This window comes from Bacillus sp. S3 (assembly GCF_005154805.1).
Taxonomy (GTDB): Bacteria; Bacillota; Bacilli; order Bacillales; family Cytobacillaceae; genus Neobacillus.
In genome coordinates, this window is the sequence record NZ_CP039727.1 from 1,409,050 (window position 1) to 1,427,467 (window position 18,418).

The 18,418-nt window shown below is 39.6% G+C and carries 20 protein-coding genes and 1 pseudogene; 17 read left to right on the forward strand and 4 right to left on the reverse strand.

Features of this window, described 5'->3' with window-relative positions; genetic code table 11:
- The first annotated feature begins 219 nt into the window (after nt 1-219).
- The 8 genes and pseudogenes from FAY30_RS06695 to larC (FAY30_RS27790) all read left to right on the forward strand — a co-directional run bounded on the left by FAY30_RS06695 (nt 220) and on the right by larC (FAY30_RS27790) (nt 7,095).
- Nucleotides 220-1,488: a nickel pincer cofactor-dependent isomerase, group 22 gene (locus FAY30_RS06695; protein ID WP_149869134.1), complete on the forward strand. Its 1,269-nt coding sequence runs from the start codon at nt 220-222 to the stop codon at nt 1,486-1,488.
- 17 nt (nt 1,489-1,505) lie between these two features.
- The gene (locus FAY30_RS06700; RefSeq protein ID WP_149869135.1) at nt 1,506-2,276 is read left to right on the forward strand and encodes an SDR family oxidoreductase; all 771 of its coding nucleotides are present in this window, start codon (nt 1,506-1,508) and stop codon (nt 2,274-2,276) included.
- A 131-nt stretch (nt 2,277-2,407) separates the two neighbouring features.
- Entirely contained in the window at nt 2,408-3,211 is an 804-nt protein-coding gene (gene larE / locus FAY30_RS06705; protein WP_149869136.1) for an ATP-dependent sacrificial sulfur transferase LarE, read from the forward strand.
- A 135-nt stretch (nt 3,212-3,346) separates the two neighbouring features.
- On the forward strand, nt 3,347-4,822 hold the full coding sequence (locus FAY30_RS06710; protein ID WP_149869137.1) for a gluconokinase: 1,476 nt from the start codon (nt 3,347-3,349) through the stop codon (nt 4,820-4,822).
- A 105-nt stretch (nt 4,823-4,927) separates the two neighbouring features.
- Nucleotides 4,928-5,707, forward strand: a pseudogene (gene larB / locus FAY30_RS06715) (nickel pincer cofactor biosynthesis protein LarB).
- On the forward strand, nt 5,688-5,888 hold the full coding sequence (gene larC / locus FAY30_RS27470; protein ID WP_223820914.1) for a nickel insertion protein: 201 nt from the start codon (nt 5,688-5,690) through the stop codon (nt 5,886-5,888). The pseudogene larB and the gene larC (FAY30_RS27470) overlap by 20 nt, the downstream one beginning before the upstream one ends.
- Before the next feature lie 50 nt (nt 5,889-5,938).
- Nucleotides 5,939-6,565, forward strand: a complete 627-nt coding sequence (locus tag FAY30_RS27785) for a nickel pincer cofactor biosynthesis protein LarC (RefSeq protein WP_263315300.1) — start codon at nt 5,939-5,941, stop codon at nt 6,563-6,565.
- 38 nt (nt 6,566-6,603) lie between these two features.
- Complete coding sequence (gene larC / locus FAY30_RS27790; protein ID WP_149869138.1) at nt 6,604-7,095, forward strand: nickel pincer cofactor biosynthesis protein LarC2; 492 nt, start codon at nt 6,604-6,606, stop codon at nt 7,093-7,095.
- Nucleotides 7,096-7,139: 44 nt separating this feature from the next.
- Here larC (FAY30_RS27790) and FAY30_RS06730 read toward each other — a convergent pair whose 3' ends face one another.
- The 3 genes from FAY30_RS06730 to FAY30_RS06740 all read right to left on the reverse strand — a co-directional run bounded on the left by FAY30_RS06730 (nt 7,140) and on the right by FAY30_RS06740 (nt 10,007).
- The gene (locus FAY30_RS06730) at nt 7,140-7,418 is read right to left on the reverse strand and encodes a hypothetical protein (protein ID WP_149869139.1); all 279 of its coding nucleotides are present in this window, start codon (nt 7,416-7,418) and stop codon (nt 7,140-7,142) included.
- Nucleotides 7,418-8,710: an ArsB/NhaD family transporter gene (locus FAY30_RS06735; protein WP_149869140.1), complete on the reverse strand. Its 1,293-nt coding sequence runs from the start codon at nt 8,708-8,710 to the stop codon at nt 7,418-7,420. The genes FAY30_RS06730 and FAY30_RS06735 overlap by 1 nt, the downstream gene beginning before the upstream one ends.
- A gap of 178 nt (nt 8,711-8,888) precedes the next feature.
- Nucleotides 8,889-10,007, reverse strand: coding sequence for a metallophosphoesterase (locus tag FAY30_RS06740; protein ID WP_190284839.1), 1,119 nt, complete (start codon nt 10,005-10,007; stop codon nt 8,889-8,891).
- A 192-nt stretch (nt 10,008-10,199) separates the two neighbouring features.
- Here FAY30_RS06740 and FAY30_RS06745 point away from each other — a divergent pair, with 192 nt between their 5' ends.
- From FAY30_RS06745 to FAY30_RS06770, 6 genes are read left to right on the forward strand one after another with little or no spacing between them, the layout of a single operon-like run.
- Complete coding sequence (locus FAY30_RS06745; RefSeq protein ID WP_149869142.1) at nt 10,200-10,907, forward strand: hypothetical protein; 708 nt, start codon at nt 10,200-10,202, stop codon at nt 10,905-10,907.
- Nucleotides 10,885-11,115, forward strand: a complete 231-nt coding sequence (locus tag FAY30_RS06750; RefSeq protein ID WP_149869143.1) for a 4Fe-4S binding protein — start codon at nt 10,885-10,887, stop codon at nt 11,113-11,115. The genes FAY30_RS06745 and FAY30_RS06750 overlap by 23 nt, the downstream gene beginning before the upstream one ends.
- Nucleotides 11,116-11,134: 19 nt before the next feature.
- Nucleotides 11,135-12,199: a 3-methyl-2-oxobutanoate dehydrogenase subunit VorB gene (locus tag FAY30_RS06755; protein WP_149869144.1), complete on the forward strand. Its 1,065-nt coding sequence runs from the start codon at nt 11,135-11,137 to the stop codon at nt 12,197-12,199.
- Nucleotides 12,196-12,948 (forward strand): thiamine pyrophosphate-dependent enzyme, encoded by a 753-nt coding sequence (locus FAY30_RS06760; RefSeq protein ID WP_149869145.1) that lies wholly within the window; start codon nt 12,196-12,198, stop codon nt 12,946-12,948. Before FAY30_RS06755 ends, FAY30_RS06760 begins: the two co-directional genes overlap by 4 nt.
- A 3-nt stretch (nt 12,949-12,951) precedes the next feature.
- Nucleotides 12,952-13,500 (forward strand): 2-oxoacid:ferredoxin oxidoreductase subunit gamma family protein, encoded by a 549-nt coding sequence (locus FAY30_RS06765; protein WP_149869146.1) that lies wholly within the window; start codon nt 12,952-12,954, stop codon nt 13,498-13,500.
- A gap of 23 nt (nt 13,501-13,523) precedes the next feature.
- Nucleotides 13,524-13,865, forward strand: coding sequence for a cupin domain-containing protein (locus FAY30_RS06770; RefSeq protein WP_149869147.1), 342 nt, complete (start codon nt 13,524-13,526; stop codon nt 13,863-13,865).
- Between the two features lie 31 nt (nt 13,866-13,896).
- Here the strand turns inward: FAY30_RS06770 and FAY30_RS06775 are convergent, their stop codons facing one another.
- A complete protein-coding gene (locus FAY30_RS06775; RefSeq protein WP_149869148.1) occupies nt 13,897-16,071 on the reverse strand; it encodes an MMPL family transporter in 2,175 nt (724 codons plus the stop codon).
- 286 nt (nt 16,072-16,357) lie between these two features.
- Here FAY30_RS06775 and FAY30_RS06780 point away from each other — a divergent pair, with 286 nt between their 5' ends.
- The 3 genes from FAY30_RS06780 to FAY30_RS06790 all read left to right on the forward strand — a co-directional run bounded on the left by FAY30_RS06780 (nt 16,358) and on the right by FAY30_RS06790 (nt 18,326).
- Nucleotides 16,358-17,302, forward strand: a complete 945-nt coding sequence (locus FAY30_RS06780; RefSeq protein WP_149869149.1) for a DNA-binding transcriptional repressor DeoR — start codon at nt 16,358-16,360, stop codon at nt 17,300-17,302.
- Nucleotides 17,303-17,456: 154 nt separating this feature from the next.
- Entirely contained in the window at nt 17,457-18,131 is a 675-nt protein-coding gene (deoC, locus tag FAY30_RS06785) for a deoxyribose-phosphate aldolase (RefSeq protein ID WP_149869150.1), read from the forward strand.
- A gap of 24 nt (nt 18,132-18,155) precedes the next feature.
- Nucleotides 18,156-18,326, forward strand: coding sequence for a XapX domain-containing protein (locus FAY30_RS06790; protein WP_149869151.1), 171 nt, complete (start codon nt 18,156-18,158; stop codon nt 18,324-18,326).
- Nucleotides 18,327-18,418: the final 92 nt, after the last annotated feature.

Sequence of the window (18,418 nt, forward strand, 5' to 3'; positions counted from 1 at the left end):
AATGCTACATATTTATTGACGGAAAGTAAGCATAATGATATTATACATGTAATTAGTTTGTTTGGTAAACAAATTAATTTAAAATAACTTCACAACCTTTTTTAAGCTTGAATATTGAGAGGGATTACAAGTGAGAATGTTTTTAGGTAATCTTCTTATTTCTTACATGGAATTTTTCCAATGAGGAACACTTACATAATGAAAAGGAGTGTGTTGTCCGTGGGTATACTTCAAGAATTACTAAAAGATATTCCAGTACCAAAAATGGCAAAGATTAGAGTAAAGTTTGATGACAAGGAAATAGCGGACCTTGGTGCAGTTTTAAAGGAGAAATTGCAGCAAGAACATATTAGGAAAACAGTTAAGCCTGGCATGGAGATCGCCATCGCTGTTGGCAGCAGGGGACTTGACCGTATCGTAGAATTAACGGCTGAAACTGTACAGTTTTTAAAAGAGTTAGGTGCAAAGCCATTTATCGTCCCAAGCATGGGGAGTCATGGAGGAGCAACAGCGGAAGGTCAGCGTGAGGTGTTAGCACATCTTGGTGTTACAGAGGAAAGTGCTGGTTGTGAGATTCGCTCATCAATGGAAGTAGTAAAGATTAGTGAACTGCCTAATGGGTTACCGGTTTATGTCGATAAATATGCTTCAGATGCAGACGGCATTGTCGTCATCAATCGGGTGAAGCCCCATACAGCTTTTCGGGGACCTGTAGAAAGCGGCATTATGAAGATGATTAGTATTGGCCTGGGGAAACAAAAAGGAGCCGAGGCATGCCATCAAATGGGTTTTAAATATATGGCAGAAAATGTACCGGCAATGGCAAAAATCATTATGGAAAAAACACCATTCCTTTTCGGGGTTGCTACGGTTGAGAATGCATTTGATAAAGTGGCGATTGTAGATGTATTAACCCCAGAAGAGATTATTGAAAAAGAACCTGATTTACAAATAAAAGCCAAAGCATTATTACCAAAGTTATTTTTCGATCAATTGGATGTCTTAGTGATTGACGAAATTGGGAAAAATATCAGCGGGGATGGGATGGACCCAAATATTACCGGTCGTTATCCAACCCCATACGCTACTGGCGGTCCGGATGTAAACAAAATGGTGGTGCTTGATGTAACACTTGCTTCTGAGGGGAATGCCAATGGAGTTGGAACGGCTGATTTTACCACGAAGAGACTCTTGGACAAAATGGACTTAGAAGGAACCTATGCAAATGGTTTAACTTCAACCGTAGTAGCTCCAACCAAAATTGCAACAACATTACCCAACGATAAACAGGCGCTTCAAGCGGCCATAAAAACATGCAATATTTTAGATTTTAGAAATGTTAAATTGGTTCGGATAAAAAACACTTTAAAGTTAAGTGAGATTGAAGTTTCCGAGCCGCTGTTAAGATTTATAAAAAACCATCCAAATATGGAGCAGATCTCAGATCTTTACGATTTTCCATTCGATGAAAACGGCAATTTATTTTAATAGGGGAGTGCAGAGAAATGAAACAATTATTTGATTTAGCAGGAAAAACTGCAGTGGCGATTGGCGGGAATGGTGTATTAGGTTCAGCAATGGCAAAGGGATTGGCAGATCACGGGGCTAAAGTTGCTATTGTCGGCCGCAATTTAGAAAAAGCAGAAGAAGTGGTAAATGAAATAGTGAAAACGGGCGGAGAGGCCAAAGCGTTTCAAGCGGATGTAAGTTCTGAGGACTCTTTAAACCGACTTGCTGATGAAATTGAACAATGGTCTGGCGGGTGTGATATTCTGTTAAATGCACCTGGAACAAATAGCTCTACACCATTTTTTGAACTAGGCATGGATGAATATGATAAAATTATGGAAATTAACCTAAAAGGAATCGTCTTAGCGTGCCAGATTTTTGGAAAGAGAATGATCGATCAGGAACGTAAAGGAAGCATTATTAATATTTCTTCTGTTTCATCAACAACACCGCTTTCACGTGTATTTACGTATTCTGTATCAAAAGCCGGAATCAATAGCGTGACACAATTTTTAGCTCGGGAATTTGCACCAAATGGTATTCGTGTCAATGCGATTATCCCAGGATTCTTCCCAGCTGAACAAAATCGCAAAATATTAGATAAAGAGAGAATTGAAAGTATTATGAGACATACACCTATGAACCGTTTTGGGGAAGCGGAGGAGCTTCAAGGGGCAACGGTTTGGCTCGCTTCAGAAAAGGCATCAAGCTTTGTAACCGGAGCCTTGATCCGTGTTGACGGCGGTTTCGGCAGCATGACAATTTAAAAAGAAAAGTTCCAGCAACCGCGTGCTGAAGCGGGATATTAATAAAAAGGATTCACATAATTCCTAGCCCTATGAAATATGTTAAAATGGCGGCTTAGATTTGATTTTGTTGGTGGAGGGGAAAAAGGACAATGCTGACAGAGAAATATGAAAAATTACAGTCTATTCTCCGTGACATGGACTCGGTCGTTGTGGCATTCTCAGGAGGAGTAGACAGTACGTTTTTGCTTAAGGCTGCATTGGACACACTAGGGAAAGATCATGTGTTGGCAATAACAGCGGACTCTGAAAGTTATCCCTCAAGTGAGCTTAAAGAGGCCAAAATCCTTGCGGAACAAATAGGTGCCAGGCACCAGGTTATTGAAACATCAGAACTGGCCATTCCTGGATATTCAGAGAATAATAAAAACAGATGCTATTTCTGTAAAAGCAGTTTGTTTGATCATTTAATCCCAGTTATGGAAGAGCTGGGCTTTCAAAATGTCATATATGGTGTGATTGCCGATGATATGAATGAATTTCGTCCCGGAATGCAGGCCGCAAAGGAAAAGGGGATCCGAGGTCCTCTGCAGGAGGCGGATTTGTTTAAAAATGAAATCAGGGAACTCTCTCGAACAATGGGTTTGCCAACTTGGGATAAACCATCATTAGCCTGTCTTTCATCTCGGATTGCATACGGTGAGTTTATTACAAAAGAAAAACTATCAAAAGTTGAAAGAGCTGAGGATTATTTAAAATCGCTTCATATTCGCCAAGTTCGAGTCAGAACACATGAGGAAATTGCCCGAATTGAAGTTGAACCATGTGATATGGGGATAATTTTAGAAAATCATGATTCGATAGTAAAAGAGCTTCAAGAATATGGATATAAATATATAACACTAGATTTAATAGGATATCAGAGCGGCAGTATGAATAAGGTACTATCAAAATAGATAATAATTTAGTCCTTGATAAACGAAAAGGCTTTGGAATGCTCCAAAGCCTTTTCGTTTAAAGATTAGAAAACGCAAAAAAAGATAATCATAATGACAACATTACATATAGTTATCTGAAAAGGAAGATGAAGGATGGCAAGAGAGTTAGTAATCGGGCTTGATGTTGGTACAACAAGCGTTAAAGCATGCATATTTGATTTACATGGGAAATTAGTAGCAGACGTAGAGAAGATGATTACTTCAGAATACCCGCAGCAGGGGTGGGTGGAGCAGAATCCTATGGAAATTGAACAGTCTGCAATCATAGCGATTAGGGAAGCCATAGACAATGCAGCTGCTGGAAAGGATGAAATAGTTTCACTTGGTTTTTCTGCTGCGATGCATTCCCTTCTATGTGTTAATGAAGAGGGTATGCCAATTTCCCCTGCACTTATTTGGGCTGACGGGCGAAGCTTTAAACAGTCTGAAGAAATCATAAATACAATCGGAACCAGAGTTTACAGCAAGACAGGAACACCGATCCACCCCATGACACCGTTTGTTAAACTTTTGTGGATGAAAGAGGTTGAGTATGAACCTTATAAACGGGCAGCCTATTTTATGTCCATTAAGGAGTATTTAATCCATTGCTGGTTTAACCAAAGAGTCATTGATTATTCGATGGCATCTGCAACAGGATTATTTAATCCAACAACACACAAGTGGGAGCAAGAATTGTTAGAACTTACGGGTATAACAGAAAATCAGCTTTCCGAAATTGTTCCTCCTACAAAAATATTAACAGGAATTAACCATGAGATAGCGGAAGCAATGGGTATTAACCCGGACATGCCAGTAGTGATTGGTGCGGCAGATGGCCAATTGGCGAATTTGGGAAATGGAGCGATTCTTCCCGGTGAAGTGGCTGTTTCAGTAGGGACAAGCGGTGCCATAAGGCAAGTTACACAGGGTGTTAAGATAAGCGAGAAACAGGAAACGTTTTGTTATTCCTTTACCGAGGAATCTTCCATTATTGGAGGACCGACAAATAATGGTGGCATTGCCCTGCAATGGTTAAAGGATCTTCTGAACGACCAAAGAAGTTTTACAGAATTTCTTTCTGACGCAGACCAGGCTGCTCCAGGTTCAGATGGGTTGCTTTTTCTTCCGTATATAAATGGAGAAAGAGCTCCAATTTGGAACCAAAAAGCAAAAGGAAATTTTTATGGTGTGTCCATTACACATAAAAAAGAACATTTTATTCGTGCTGTACTTGAAGGAGTTACATTTAATCTCTATCAAATTGGAAAAGCTTTGGAGCAGTTAGCTGGCGAGCCGCAAAAAGTTTATGTAAACGGCGGTTTGGCAAGATCGCCAATATGGCTGCAAATGATGGCAGATGTTTTTGAAGCAGAAATTTATGTTTCAGAAAGTCACCATAGTGCAGCATGGGGAGCGGCTTGGACTGCATTAGTGGCCATCAAAAAGGTTGATTCATTTGAAGAAATTAAAAAGAATATCCCGATGGGAAAAGCTACTATTCCGAATAAGGAAAACAGTGAAAAATATAAGAAAATTTATGCGAACTATGAAAGCTTAGCTGCTGATATGGTGAAGTATTTTATTTAATAGGAAAAGCGCAAGCGCCATGGTCATCGGCGTATGGCCTGGAGCTGGACATTTCTTAAGGTCAAAATTTATACTTTCTTATTTCTAAATAAAGGGGGAGAGCGAATGCTTGAGGAAATTTTGAAGCAAGTTCAAAATGGAACCCTTAGTATAACTGAAGCGAAAGAACAATTGGCAACGTTTGAAAATTTGGGGTTTGCAAAAGTTGACCACCATCGAAAAAAAAGGCAAGGCTTCGCAGAGGTGGTGTATGGGGAAGGCAAGACAGCTCCGCAAATCATTTCGATTGTTCAGGGCTATAAGGGCACGAAATAACGAGATCCTTGTTACTAGAGTCACGAAAGAAAAAGCTGAAAATATCCTGAATACTCTTCCTGACCTAACGTATAGTGAAACGGCAAGAATTCTTTTTTGGAAGAAGGAGAACGCAGTTAGGAAAACCTCAGAAGGATACATTGCCGTTGTTGCTGCAGGTACGTCTGATTTACCTGTTGCAGAAGAAGCGGCAGTGACTGCAGAAGTTTTGGGCAGCAAGGTGCATCGTATCTATGACGTTGGTGTTGCTGGGATTCATCGCTTACTAAGTCATGCCGAGGAAATTCAAAAATGCAACTGTGTCTGTTGTTGTAGCAGGAATGGAGGGAGCTCTTCCAAGTGTAGTGGGTGGGCTTGTTTCCCATCCAGTTATCGCTGTTCCAACAAGCATTGGTTATGGCGCGAATTTTAATGGCTTTATCTGCGTTGCTTACGATGTTAAACTCTTGTGCATCCGGAATTAGTGTTGTTAATATCGACAATGGTTTTGGCGGGGGGTATAACGCGGTCTTAATTCATCAACTAGCACAAAAAGGGGCGGGGGAAAATAATGAGGACACTTTATTTTGATTGTTTTTCCGGTATTAGCGGAGATATGGTCATTGGGGCGCTAATCGATGCAGGAGCCGATCCGAATCGGTTAGTAGAAGAACTAAAAAAGCTCCAAATTGAAGACGAATATGAATTGAAATGGAAAAAGCTTGTAAAGAATGGTATTACCAGTACGAAGTTTGATGTCCGATCTGCTTAATGATTCTATTCATATACATAGCCATCATGACCACGAACAGATGCATGAACATGAGCATAAAACACCAGCATAGTCATACCCATGAACATGAGCATAGTCACAATCATGAACATAACCAAGGACATAGCCATGATCATATCCACAATCACGGCCATCACCATCATCACGATCATCGTGCCTATAAAGATATCGTTGCGTTGATTGAGGAGGCCGGTTTTTCTGAATCAGTAAAGGAAACAGCCTTAAAAATATTTAAACGAATTGGTGAAGCTGAAGGGCATATTCACGGTATTCCGTTAGAAAAGGTCCATTTTCATGAAGTAGGTGCTGTTGATTCAATCATAGATATTATTGGTGCGGCTATCTTGATTGATCAATTAGGTGTCGAGGTCATCAAATCATCGCCGATTCCTCTTGGAAAAGGGAAAATTCAAATTGACCATGGTCTCTATCCGGTACCTGCACCAGCAACCCTAGAAATATTAAAAGGGGTACCGATAGAACAATCCGATGTTAAAGCAGAGCTGACAACACCAACTGGTGCAGCAATCGTCGCTGTACTCGCAGAAGAATTTTGTTCCATACCATCTATGAGAATTAAGTCAATTGGCTACGGGGCAGGAACAAAAACGTTTAAAAATCATCCAAATGTCCTTCGTGTTATCATCGGTGAATAAGTATTCCCTCCATAAAATATATGAAAGGGGCCTTACAAGTGGTGTCACATCCTCCTAATCATGAACATTTCGATGACCAAATGGTCAAAATGGAAGTGAATTTAGATGATATACCAGGTGAATGGCTTGGCTACGTCATGGATTTGCTATTTGATGCAGGGGCAAATGATGTATTTTATACGCCCATTTTTATGAAAAAAAATAGACCGGCTGTATTACTTCAATTGCTTTGCTCCCAGAAAAATATTAATAGAATAAAAGAGATTCTCTTTAAGGAAACCACGACACTTGGTGTTCGCTATTATCCGATAACTGTTCATCGTTTAGAAAGAATATTTCGAAGAGTCCCTACTGAATGGGGAATGGTAACCATAAAAGAGGGGATTTTTGAAGGGCAAGTTGTGCAAAGAGCCCCCGAGTATGAGGAATGTAAAAAGATTGCCGAGTATCATAAAATCCCTTTAAAGCAAGTCTATGCACAGGTTTGGAAGGCAATTGGACAAGATAACCAGACAGATGATAAAAGATGATAAAAAAATGAGCTGCTTAGCATTATGCTATGCAGCTCATTCTTTTATACCCAAGCTATTTCTGTTAAAAGCTGCTGCTTAAATAATTGGATTAAAAATTCATTATAAAAATCGCTTCTGACAATCACCTGGTACTTGTTATTAGGGTGAAGGTAGTAATGGATATCGGTTAGGACCTTATTTTCATCAAAAAAATCACGAACTTTTTTCATGTTTTTCTTTAACTCACTATTTAATAATGTAATCGAGAATTCAATATCATCCCCGTTGGCTGATTCCTTAATCCCTAGAACATTTTCGTCATATTTATAAGTGACCTTCATCATAGCCCCCCTAGATTAAATATCTTTAAATAAATATAAACCGTACAGATGATGATCGAAAGAATCATTAATGGAAAGGCGATTAACAAGAATTTTCCAAATGAAATATGATGTCCTTCTTTTGCGGCAAGCCCTGCAACGATGACATTGGCACTAGCACCTATTAAAGTTCCATTGCCGCCAAGACAGGCACCAAGAGAGAGACTCCACCAAAGCGGTTCTAAATTATTTATGCCTAGTTCACCCATATCTTTGATCATTGGGATCATAGTGGCAACAAACGGTATATTATCAATAAATGCAGATGCAATGGCGCTCACCCAAAGAATGAGAAGCGATGTAGAAGTCACATCTCCACCAGTTAAATGGACGGAATAATCGGCTAATAACGAAATGACACCGGTTTCAATCAATCCGGATACGAGTACAAATAGCCCAATGAAGAAGAAAATGGTTGTCCATTCCACTTTTAAAAAGGCTTTATCCAAATATTCTTCGCCTGTTAATAGAAGTAACAGAAATGCTCCAGTTAATGCGACAGTCGCCGATTCAATATGTAGCAGCTGATGCAGGAAGAACCCTGCTATGGTAATAGTAAGAGCAATTAATGACTTAGTTAAGAGAGTTTTGTCTGTAATTTCTTCCTTTTCATCCATGTCCATTAATGCTGCTTTTAATTCGGAAGATGTCCGGAGCTGCTTCCGATAGATGAAAGCCAGGATTGCGATATTAACAAATAAGATAAAAAATGAAATAGCAGTAAGGTTATTGATAAATGCCATAAAGGTTAGTTCTTTAACAGCACTTCCAAGCATGATATTAGGTGGGTCACCGATAAGTGTAGAGGTTCCTCCAATATTCGATGCAATGATTTCAGTGATTAAAAATGGTATTGGGTTTACTCGTAATTGCCTTGTAATACTGAAGGTTACAGGCACCATTAATAGAACAGTTGTGACATTATCTAAAAAAGCTGATCCTAGTGCGGTAATAACTCCAAGGACGAGTAAAATTTTTAAGGGATCACCTTTCACTTTTTTTGCAGCCCAAATGGCTATGAATTTAAACAAGCCTGTTTCAGCTGTGATGGCAACTATAATCATCATTCCAGTCAGCAAACCCAGTGTATTAAAATCGATATGGTGTAATGCTTTTTCTTGACCGACAATTCCGAGGATTACCATCATGATTCCGCCGGCCATTGCGATGATAGTACGGTGTATCTTTTCCGTGACAATAAAAGCGTAGGTAACGAGAAATACACCAATTGCGATGATTGCTTGTGTTGACATATATCGACCTCTTCTCCCAAGTTTTTATACATATCATCGAAAAAAGGAGCCCGATTGACAGACTCCGCCTATGTTCAGCATATGTATTTTATACTTAATTTTATAAGACTATTCTTGAGATGTAAAGTGGAAATCTGAAAATTGTGTCGATAAATAAACAGAGGAGAGCTTTAGCCCATCATAATCCTAATTTTTTTATAAAATCCACTGTTTCCTCGTGCTCGGGTTTAATCAGGTTATATAATTTCTTGTCTTTTTTTACAAGTGAATGGCCATTCTCATCTACGATTGGCCTTGTAAATGAAGTGCTTCTTAAAACCTTCCATTCTCCTTCCGTTACCGAAAGCTGAAGGTCAATAATTCCGAGATGATTTCCAAAGGCACCTGCCATCACAACCGGCTTGCCATTGATTTGTCCCGTTTCCATTTTTGTATTTGGTAAGTTAGTGTAAACTGGGCCGGGGAAGACACTATGAGAATGTCCGGCCAAAATAGCATCAATCTCAGGTATTTTTGTCAAATAATAGACCGCATTTTCGGTATCAGGGTTATACGTTTCGCTGCTAATGCCTGTATGGGCAAGGGCAATAATAATATCCGCTCCTTCTTTCTTCATCAACGGTACAAATTCCTTCGCAGTTTCTACCATAGGTTTAGCTATCACTTTACCTTCAAGATTTGCTTTATCCCATTTCATTATTTGGGTTGGCATGAGCGCAATTACACCAATTTTTAGTTCGTGCAGTCTGCCGCTTTGATCCACCAGATTTCTTCTCAAAATGACATAAGGAGTAAAATACGGTTTATTTTTTTTGACCGAATATACATTGGCATTTAATGCCGGCATCTTTAAACCCTTCAAAGCTGCATTTAAAAACTCTAACCCATAGTTAAACTCATGATTTCCAATGGCAATGGCATCATATCGTAAGTAGTTGAAGGCACGATATACCGGGTGTGTTTTTCCTTTATGCATGCCCCTAATTCTGGCTAGATATTCCCCGAGTGGATTTCCCTTTAAATGATCACCATCATCAAACAATAAGGAATTTTTCACTTCTTTCCTAGCCTCACGTATAAGTTCCGCGGTTTTGACAAGGCCAATTCGGTTGTCTGTTTTTGTTTGATAATAATCATAATTGACTAAATCTGCATGTAAATCGGTTGTTTCAAGAATGCGTAAATCAACCAATCCTTCGTATTTAGGAATGGTTTCTGCTGCATTTGAAAAGAAAGAACTAGAAAGCCAAAATAGTGTGAGAAGGATTAGTAATAAAGGAATTCTTTTTTTGTCCACTAAGATTACCCCCCAACCTATTCTTAAACCAAGGTAAGCTTAGTGTTTGTTATTCTTGATAATTTATTACAATTCAGTGAAGTGTGACTTTATTCAAGGCGGTATAGACACATTGTGTTTTATAATAGAGGTGGAATAATTTTCAAGCGCGTCATGGAAACTCATACATAACAAGGGGGAAGTGACAAAATTTTGAATTCGAAAAATAAGATAACCATCATGACCGGTCACTTCGGAAGTGGAAAAACGGAAGTTGCCATTAATCTTGCATTAACTGAAAGATTAACACACGAAAAGGTAGCCATAAATGATTTAGATATTGTAAACCCATATTTTCGTACACGGGATATTGCGAGGATTCTGCAGCAACATGATGTTGAATTAATTGCACCAAAGGATCAATTGGCGGCAGCGGATCTGCCGATCGTGTCCGGTGAAATCTATCGTATCCTGCATGACCGTAGATATCGATTCATTATTGATGCCGGTGGAGATCAAGACGGGGCAACGGCTCTAGGACAATACTATCATGAATGGAAGGATTTAAGACCGGAATTACTTTTTGTTCTAAATGGGAACCGGCCATATGTCAGCACATTGGAGGGAGCTCTTGACACGGTAGGACAGATTGAAAAGGTCTCTCGTCTAAAGGTAAACGGCATTATTAATAACGCAAATATTGGCTTGGAGACAACCATAAGAGATATTGAAAAAGGGTATGAATTGAGCTGCCGCTTGGCAGAAAAGCTGGAAGTTCCTGTTTTGTATACCACCATTTCAAGCCATTTGAAGAGCGTTGCAGAAAACTTTTCTAGCCGCCATGAAGTTGTTTTTATTCAACGGTATATGAAACTACCTTGGGAAAAGGAGCATTCACATGGAGAAAAGAGTAATTTTTAATGAAGAGATTTGTAAGTCATGCAGTTTATGTGTTCATGTATGCCCAACTAACATAATTTATCTGGCAGATTATTTAAATGGGAAGGGCTACCGGCCGGCAACTGTTATAAATCAAGAAAATTGTATAAGTTGTGCAAAGTGTGCCCAAGTTTGCCCGGATGCTGTAATTGCCGTATATAGGCCGGTAAAAATTTTGCAAACAGTGTAATGTGAAGGGAGTTATTCTCATGGTGAAAGTATTAATGAAAGGAAATGAAGTCATTGCAGAGGCTGCAGTACATGCAGGGTGTAAGTATTTTTTTGGCTACCCGATTACACCACAAAGTGAACTTGTCGCCTATATGGCAAGAAGACTTCCTGAAGCTGGAGGATTATTTTTACAGGCTGAGAGTGAAGTAGCGGCAATTAATATGGTGTATGGTGCAGCAAGTACCGGAGTAAGGGTCATGACTTCCTCCTCAAGCCCTGGGTTCAGCTTGAAGCAAGAGGGGATTTCCTATCTAGTCGGGTCAGAGCTTCCGGCTGTGATTTGTAATATTGTTCGCGGGGGACCGGGACTTGGGAATATTCAGCCTGCCCAATCAGATTATTTCCAAGCCACCAAAGGCGGCGGACATGGGGATTACAATATCCCTGTTTTAGCGCCGGCAAGTTTACAAGAAATTGTGGAATTGACACAGGATGCTTTTGACATTGCAGACCGTTACAGAACGCCAGTGATTTTAATGGGAGATGGCATGCTGGGGCAAATGATGGAGCCGGTGGAATTTGGAGTATGTCGGGAAACGGAATGGTTGAAGAAGGAATGGGCGACAACAGGCACTCGCGGCGACGGCGGTCCCAAAATTATTACCTCACTTGAACTCGATGCAGAAAGTTTAGAAAAGCGAAACATTCATCTGCAGCAGAAATTTGCTTTGATGAAAGAAAAAGAAGTTCGATATGAAACATATCAAATCGATGATGCAGATTACATAATGGTTGCTTTCGGCACGGTTGCTCGGATCACTATGAATGCCATTACTAAAGCAAGACAGAATGGGATCAAGGTTGGAATGATTAGACCTATTTCCCTTTGGCCATTTCCTGAAAAGCCCTTTATTGAAACAAGAGACCAAGTTAAGTCCTATATATCTGTTGAAATGAGCGCAGGCCAAATGGTAGAAGATGTTAGACTTGCTGTGAATGGGCACGCACCTGTAGACTTCTATGGCAGAACAGGCGGGGTTGTTCCTGCACAAGAGGAAATCTACGATAAGATTATGTCTGCCGCCGGGGGTGCAACGGTATGACAATGAAGACAGTCTTTAAAAAAACTAGCGGTCTGACCGACAAACCAACACATTATTGTCCAGGCTGTACGCACGGCGTGATTCACCGTCTTGTTGGTGAAGTATTAGAAGAAATGGATATTTTAGAAGATTCGATTGGGGTCGCATCGGTAGGATGTTCGGTGTTATCGTATGAGTATTTTAATTGTGATATGACACAGGCAGCACATGGGCGTGCTCCTGCAGTCGCAACAGGAGTGAAACGGGTGTTGCCTGATCGCTTTGTTTTTACGTACCAAGGGGACGGGGACCTCGCTTCAATCGGAATCAGTGAAGTCATTCATGCTGCGGCAAGAGGGGAGAATATCACCGTTATCTTTGTTAATAATGCCATTTATGGGATGACAGGTGGACAAATGGCCCCTACGACACTGATTGGTCAAAAAACGGCAACCACCCCATTCGGCAGGGATGCCGGTATACAAGGTTCACCCATTAAAGTATGTGAAATGATCGCAACACTTGATGGTGCTGCCTATATTGAGCGGGTTTCCACCCATGATGTTCAGCATGTTCAAAAAGCAAAGAAAGCGATCAGAAGGGCATTTGAAACACAGAAAAAAGGATTAGGCTTTTCCTTGATTGAAGTCCTCTCGACATGTCCAACAAACTGGGGACTAGACCCGGCGGAGTCGCTTGAATGGATAAAGGACAATATGGTCCCTGTCTATCCTCTTGGTATTTATAAAAACAAAGAGGGGGTGAACTAGCTGATGCATGAAGAGATAATCATTGCCGGTTTCGGCGGGCAAGGTGTCATGTCGATGGGACAATTGATTGCCTATGCAGGGATGCTTGAAGGAAAGGGTGTTTCATGGCTTCCCTCCTATGGTCCGGAACAACGGGGAGGTACAGCCAATTGTGCTGTTGTTGTCAGTGATGGGCCTGTTGGCTCTCCGCTTGTATCAAGACCATCAACAGCAATTGTATTGAATAATCCTTCATTTGATAAGTTCGAGCCGCGTGTTCAACCAGGAGGAATATTAATTCTCAATTCTTCATTGGTTGTCAAAGCAACCGGGCGGAAGGACATCAAGGTAATCGAAATACGTGCAACCGACATAGCCAATGACTTAGGAAATCCCCGTGTTGCCAATATGATTTTATTAGGTGCATTTCTAGAGTCCAGAAAAATTGTTTCAAATGAGTCCATTATTGAGTCATTAAAGAAAGTTCTATCAGCTGATAAACATCATTTATTAGAGATTAATAAGCAGGCACTGGAAAAGGGTGCATCTTTAATTGGGGTATGTAAATCATAATAATAAACAAGGAGGAATGTAGAGTGGAAAAAAATTCAGTCAAAGCATATATGGAATATAGTGAAGAGAAATTTACAAAAAGAGTTATTTATAAAAAAGGTGAAACAACTGCATTTGTCTTAAACTTCTTACCGGGGCAGCAGCTTCCAACACATAAACATCCGGGTACAGAGGTGTACCTATATGTTGTGACAGGAAACGGAACGATTATGATTGATGGTTTAGAGACAGAAGTTTCTGAAGCAGATCTTATACATGTTAAAAGTGAAGAAGAAATGGCCTTTAAAAATAGCGGAAGTGAACCGCTAAGCTTGTATGTAGTGTTAAGTAAAATCCCAAGCGAACAATATGCAAAAAATATATAACCACTTAAGAAAGAAGCCAGCCTGATATGAATTAGGCCGGCTTCTTTCTTTTATCCTGCTGATGTTTATTCTTATAGCCAAAAAACCACCAATTCCAATCACCAAGCAGTTTCATTAAAGCAGGAACCAAAACCATCCTCACGATCGTTGCATCAATGAAAATGGCGATGGCAATTCCTACGCCCAGCTGTTTGACAGGCATTACTCCTGTGAAGGCAAACGCCCCTGTAACCACAATCATGATGGCCGCCGCAGAGGTAATTATTTTACTCGTGTAAGTTAAACCAGAAATGGTCGCTTCACTATTATTACCGGTCCTTATATAAAACTCCTGAATCCTTGAAATAAGAAATACCTCATAATCCATAGAGAGTCCAAACACGAGAGTGAACACAAATACAGGCAAAATTAAGGCGATATCGACAGGTGTTATACCGAGATGACCCTGTTGGAATATCCAAACGACAATCCCGAATGTGCAGCCGAGGCTTAAAACATTCATTAATATAGCTTTTATTGGGATAAGAATGGACCGGAATGCTGCCATGAGAATGATAAAGGTAGAAACCATAATTAATAATAATCCGTAGGGGGCTTTTTGATAAATTTCTGCAAAAATTTCTTGCTCGAATTTAATTGGGCCTCCAAATGATGCCTTTACTCCGATATCCTTTTCTGACCATTCACTAACCCACTGTCTTGCTTTTGCGGAATGTTCGTCCGTATTTAAATACACTTCGAGAAGCATTTGATTGTCCCTGATAAAATAGTCAGTAATTGGAGCAGTCATCGTCATGTTGCCATGATTAAGCAACTGATAAAGCTGTTCAACATTCGTTATCCCTGTTGCTGAAAAGGGTGAGTCAACTGTATTCACAAGCTGATCGTTCTCAAGTTTATCAATTACCTTAGACACTTTTTCTAAGTTGTTTTTTTCAATAACCTTACCATTCGTTTGGAGGACAACCGTCACTTTTTTCGCATCGCGCTTTTCCTCCGCAATAAAATGTTCTTGAAAGGTTTCTAATGCCACTCTTGAAGGATATTTAGCAGGTAGGGAATCTGTTCCGGGAATTGCTAACACCATTTGCTTCACCGGTATGAGCCCAACTAACAGAATGGCAAGTGCCGCGGCAGCCATTATGACTGGACGGCGCATCACAAGCTTAGCAAATTTATGCCATATGCTCGTTTGCTTATCAGATATTCTAAGGACACTTAGCTTGTTAATCTTCTTTCCAAGAATGGCAAGTAAGGCAGGAAGGAAGGTTAAAGCACATAAGGCAGAAATCAATACTACTATCATCCCGCCAAGAGCAACATTTTGAAAAATATCAATTTTGATAAACCAAAGCCCTGATAATCCAATAAATACGCAAAGTCCTGAAAAAATAATGGACCGTCCTGCGGTTGCCACTGTAATTTCAAGGGATTCCCGGATTGATTTCGATTGTAACTCCTCTTTGTAACGATTGATAAATAACAAAGCAAAATCAATGCTTAGCGCAAGGCCAATCATCGGGACTATATTTAAAATAAAGATGGTCAAATCAGCGCTATAACTAAAAAAATATAACGTCCCCATTGTTGCTAGTATGGAGACCACCCCAATAACAAGCGGCAGAGATGCCGCGACAAGACTGCCAAATGCCAGGACGAGAACTAGTAAGGCAATTGGCAGACCAATCATCTCCGCTTTGGCTAAATCTTCTTGACTTGCCACATTTAAGTCCTGAACAATAATGGGCTCTCCGGTCATAGTGACTTTTAAGCCAGGTTTATTTTTGAGAAGAGTCTTTAATTTTTCAATTTCTTTGCTAAGGTTTTCTGCCTTTTTATCAAAAGTAATGAGTCCATAAGCATTTTGATCTTTAATCATTCCTTCCCGTTCGAAAGGGGAGGTGATTTTTTTTGCACCATCAAAGTCATCTAATTTTTCAATGGTAACCTTAATAAATTTCCTGAAATCAGTGTTACTAACTGATTGATCTTTTTCGAAGACGAGGATAATTGATGATTTAGCATGTCCAAAGTTTTCTTCCAGAAGTTTTCTTGTCTCGTTGTATTCCCCTTTATATTCGAAGCCATTACCGCTTAAAACAGAGGGTAATTTCAGTGCGAAAAACCCGCATAAACAAATGATGATAACCCAAATCATCAGCACCCATTTCCGATTTCGGTAAATGTATCCTCCAAATTTCTCCAAAAATATCCCCTCCTTTAAGAAATCAGATTCCCTTCCTTCAGTATACAGAAGAATGCAAGTGATTCGGATAACTTTTTCGTGACTATTTCATTTTTGAGGCTAAATTGAGGTATCATTCGTTAAATTTTCCCCCTAATCCAACACGAAAATTCACTTCATTTTAACGGAAGGAAAGGAAAGAAGGTAAAAATGTTCAAATTAGATTTTACAAATGTAAAGATATTGTGAATTGGTGCTCCTTTTTTGATACAATGTAGAAAAATAAACGTATGTCAGGTGAGATTAAGTGGATCGAGAAAAATTAAACAAGGTGATTGAAGCGGCTAAATTATATTATTTATTGGATTATAACCAAAATGAGATTGCTAAGATGCTGGGGGTTTCCCGCCCAACTGTATCAAGATTATTACAGCAGGCGAAAAGTGACGGCATCGTCCAGATTAATATCATGGATCCGACAGAAGATGCTGAAAATTTGGCTGTGCAATTAGAAGAAAAATTCAATTTAAAAAAAGCGGTGATCGCTTCCATCCCTCAATATGAAAATCATATTATTAAAAATTACTTGGGAGAAAAGGCTGCCCATTACCTTAATGACATTGTGAAAGATGATGATATTATCGGAGTGACATGGGGAACGACTCTCTATCATATTGCGATTGAGTTACAACAGAAATTTGTGAAAAACGTGAAGGTGGTTCAATTAAAGGGAGGCGTAAGTTATGCCGAAACGAACACATATGCTTCCGAAATATTGTACCTGTTTGGCAAGGCCTATAACACTACTCCAAACCACCTTCCATTACCGGCTATTGTCGACCATGTTGTCGTCAAGCAGGCGATGGAGGTGGACCGCCATATTCGAAACATATTAGAGCTGGGAAGACAAGCAAATATTGCCTTGTTTACCATTGGTTCAATTAAAACAGACTCTTTATTATTTCAGTTAGGCTATTTTACTGAGAGTGATTTGGAATCCCTTAAGGGAAAAGCAGTAGGTGATATTTGTTCCCGTTTTTTTGATAAGAATGGTGAAATATGTAATGAAAGCTTGAATGAAAGAACCCTTGGTGTCAATCTTGATGAATTGAGAAAGAAGGAATATTCGATAGTTGTTGCAGGCGGACCCAATAAAATTGACGGAATTTATGGGGCATTAAAAGGTAAATATGCGAATGTGCTAATCACAGATCAATTTACAGCAAAATTTTTACTTGATAAAAAGGAATAGCCGGCATCACAGCAGTGAGCACTTTTTAAATTAGTTTTTTACATTTGTTCATAAATGTATTTACAAATGTTCAAGTTATTTGATATAGTTACATTGGATAAAGGAAGCTTGAATCTAATTTATAAATTTGTATTATATGGGGAGGATATTAAAAATGACACAAAACATTGTCAGAATGATTGACCATACATTATTAAAGGCTGATGCTACTCGTGAAGAAGTCGTAAAAATTGTTGAGGAAGCAAAGCAATATTTATTTGCATCTGTTTGTGTTAATCCAACTTGGGTTAAGACAGCTGCAGAAATGCTGAAAGACACTGAAGAAGTAAAAGTGTGTACTGTTATTGGGTTTCCATTGGGTGCATCTACACCGGAAACGAAGGCATTTGAAACTAGCAATGCGATTGAAAACGGCGCAGATGAGATCGATATGGTTATTAATATTGCGGCATTAAAGGATCAGCAGGATGATTTAGTTGAAAAAGATATCCGTGCTGTTGTCGAAGCCGCAAAGGGCAAGGCAATAGTAAAGGTCATCATCGAAACCTGCTTGTTAACGAATGAAGAAAAGGTTAGAGCGTGTGAGCTTTCTGTAAAAGCAGGAGCAGATTTTGTGAAAACATCAACCGGATTTTCAACAGGTGGAGCAACTGTGGAGGATATCCGTTTAATGCGTCAGACAGTCGGCCCTGAAATTGGTGTGAAGGCATCGGGTGGTGTTCGCAGCCGTGAAGATGCATTGGCAATGGCCGAAGCAGGAGCAACCCGAATTGGTGCAAGTTCTGGTGTTTCGATTGCAAATGGAGAGCTTTCATTAAGTAACTATTAATTATCTAAATGTGAGGGAACTCGAATGAAAGAAGTTTTACTGGCATTAGTGGCTGGATTAGTTGTTGGTATGCTGTTTAAATTCTTAAAATTGCCATTGCCTGCACCCCCGGTTTTTTCGGCAGTAGTAGGTGTGTTCGGTGTGTATTTCGGCGGAGTCGTACTTGATTGGATTATGAAGTTAATCCAGCATTAATACTTAGGCGAAGCGTTCCTTATGAGTTTTTTTCCTAAAGATTTAATTAAATATATGAATGAAAAAGAGAAGCTATCAACATTGTAGCTTCT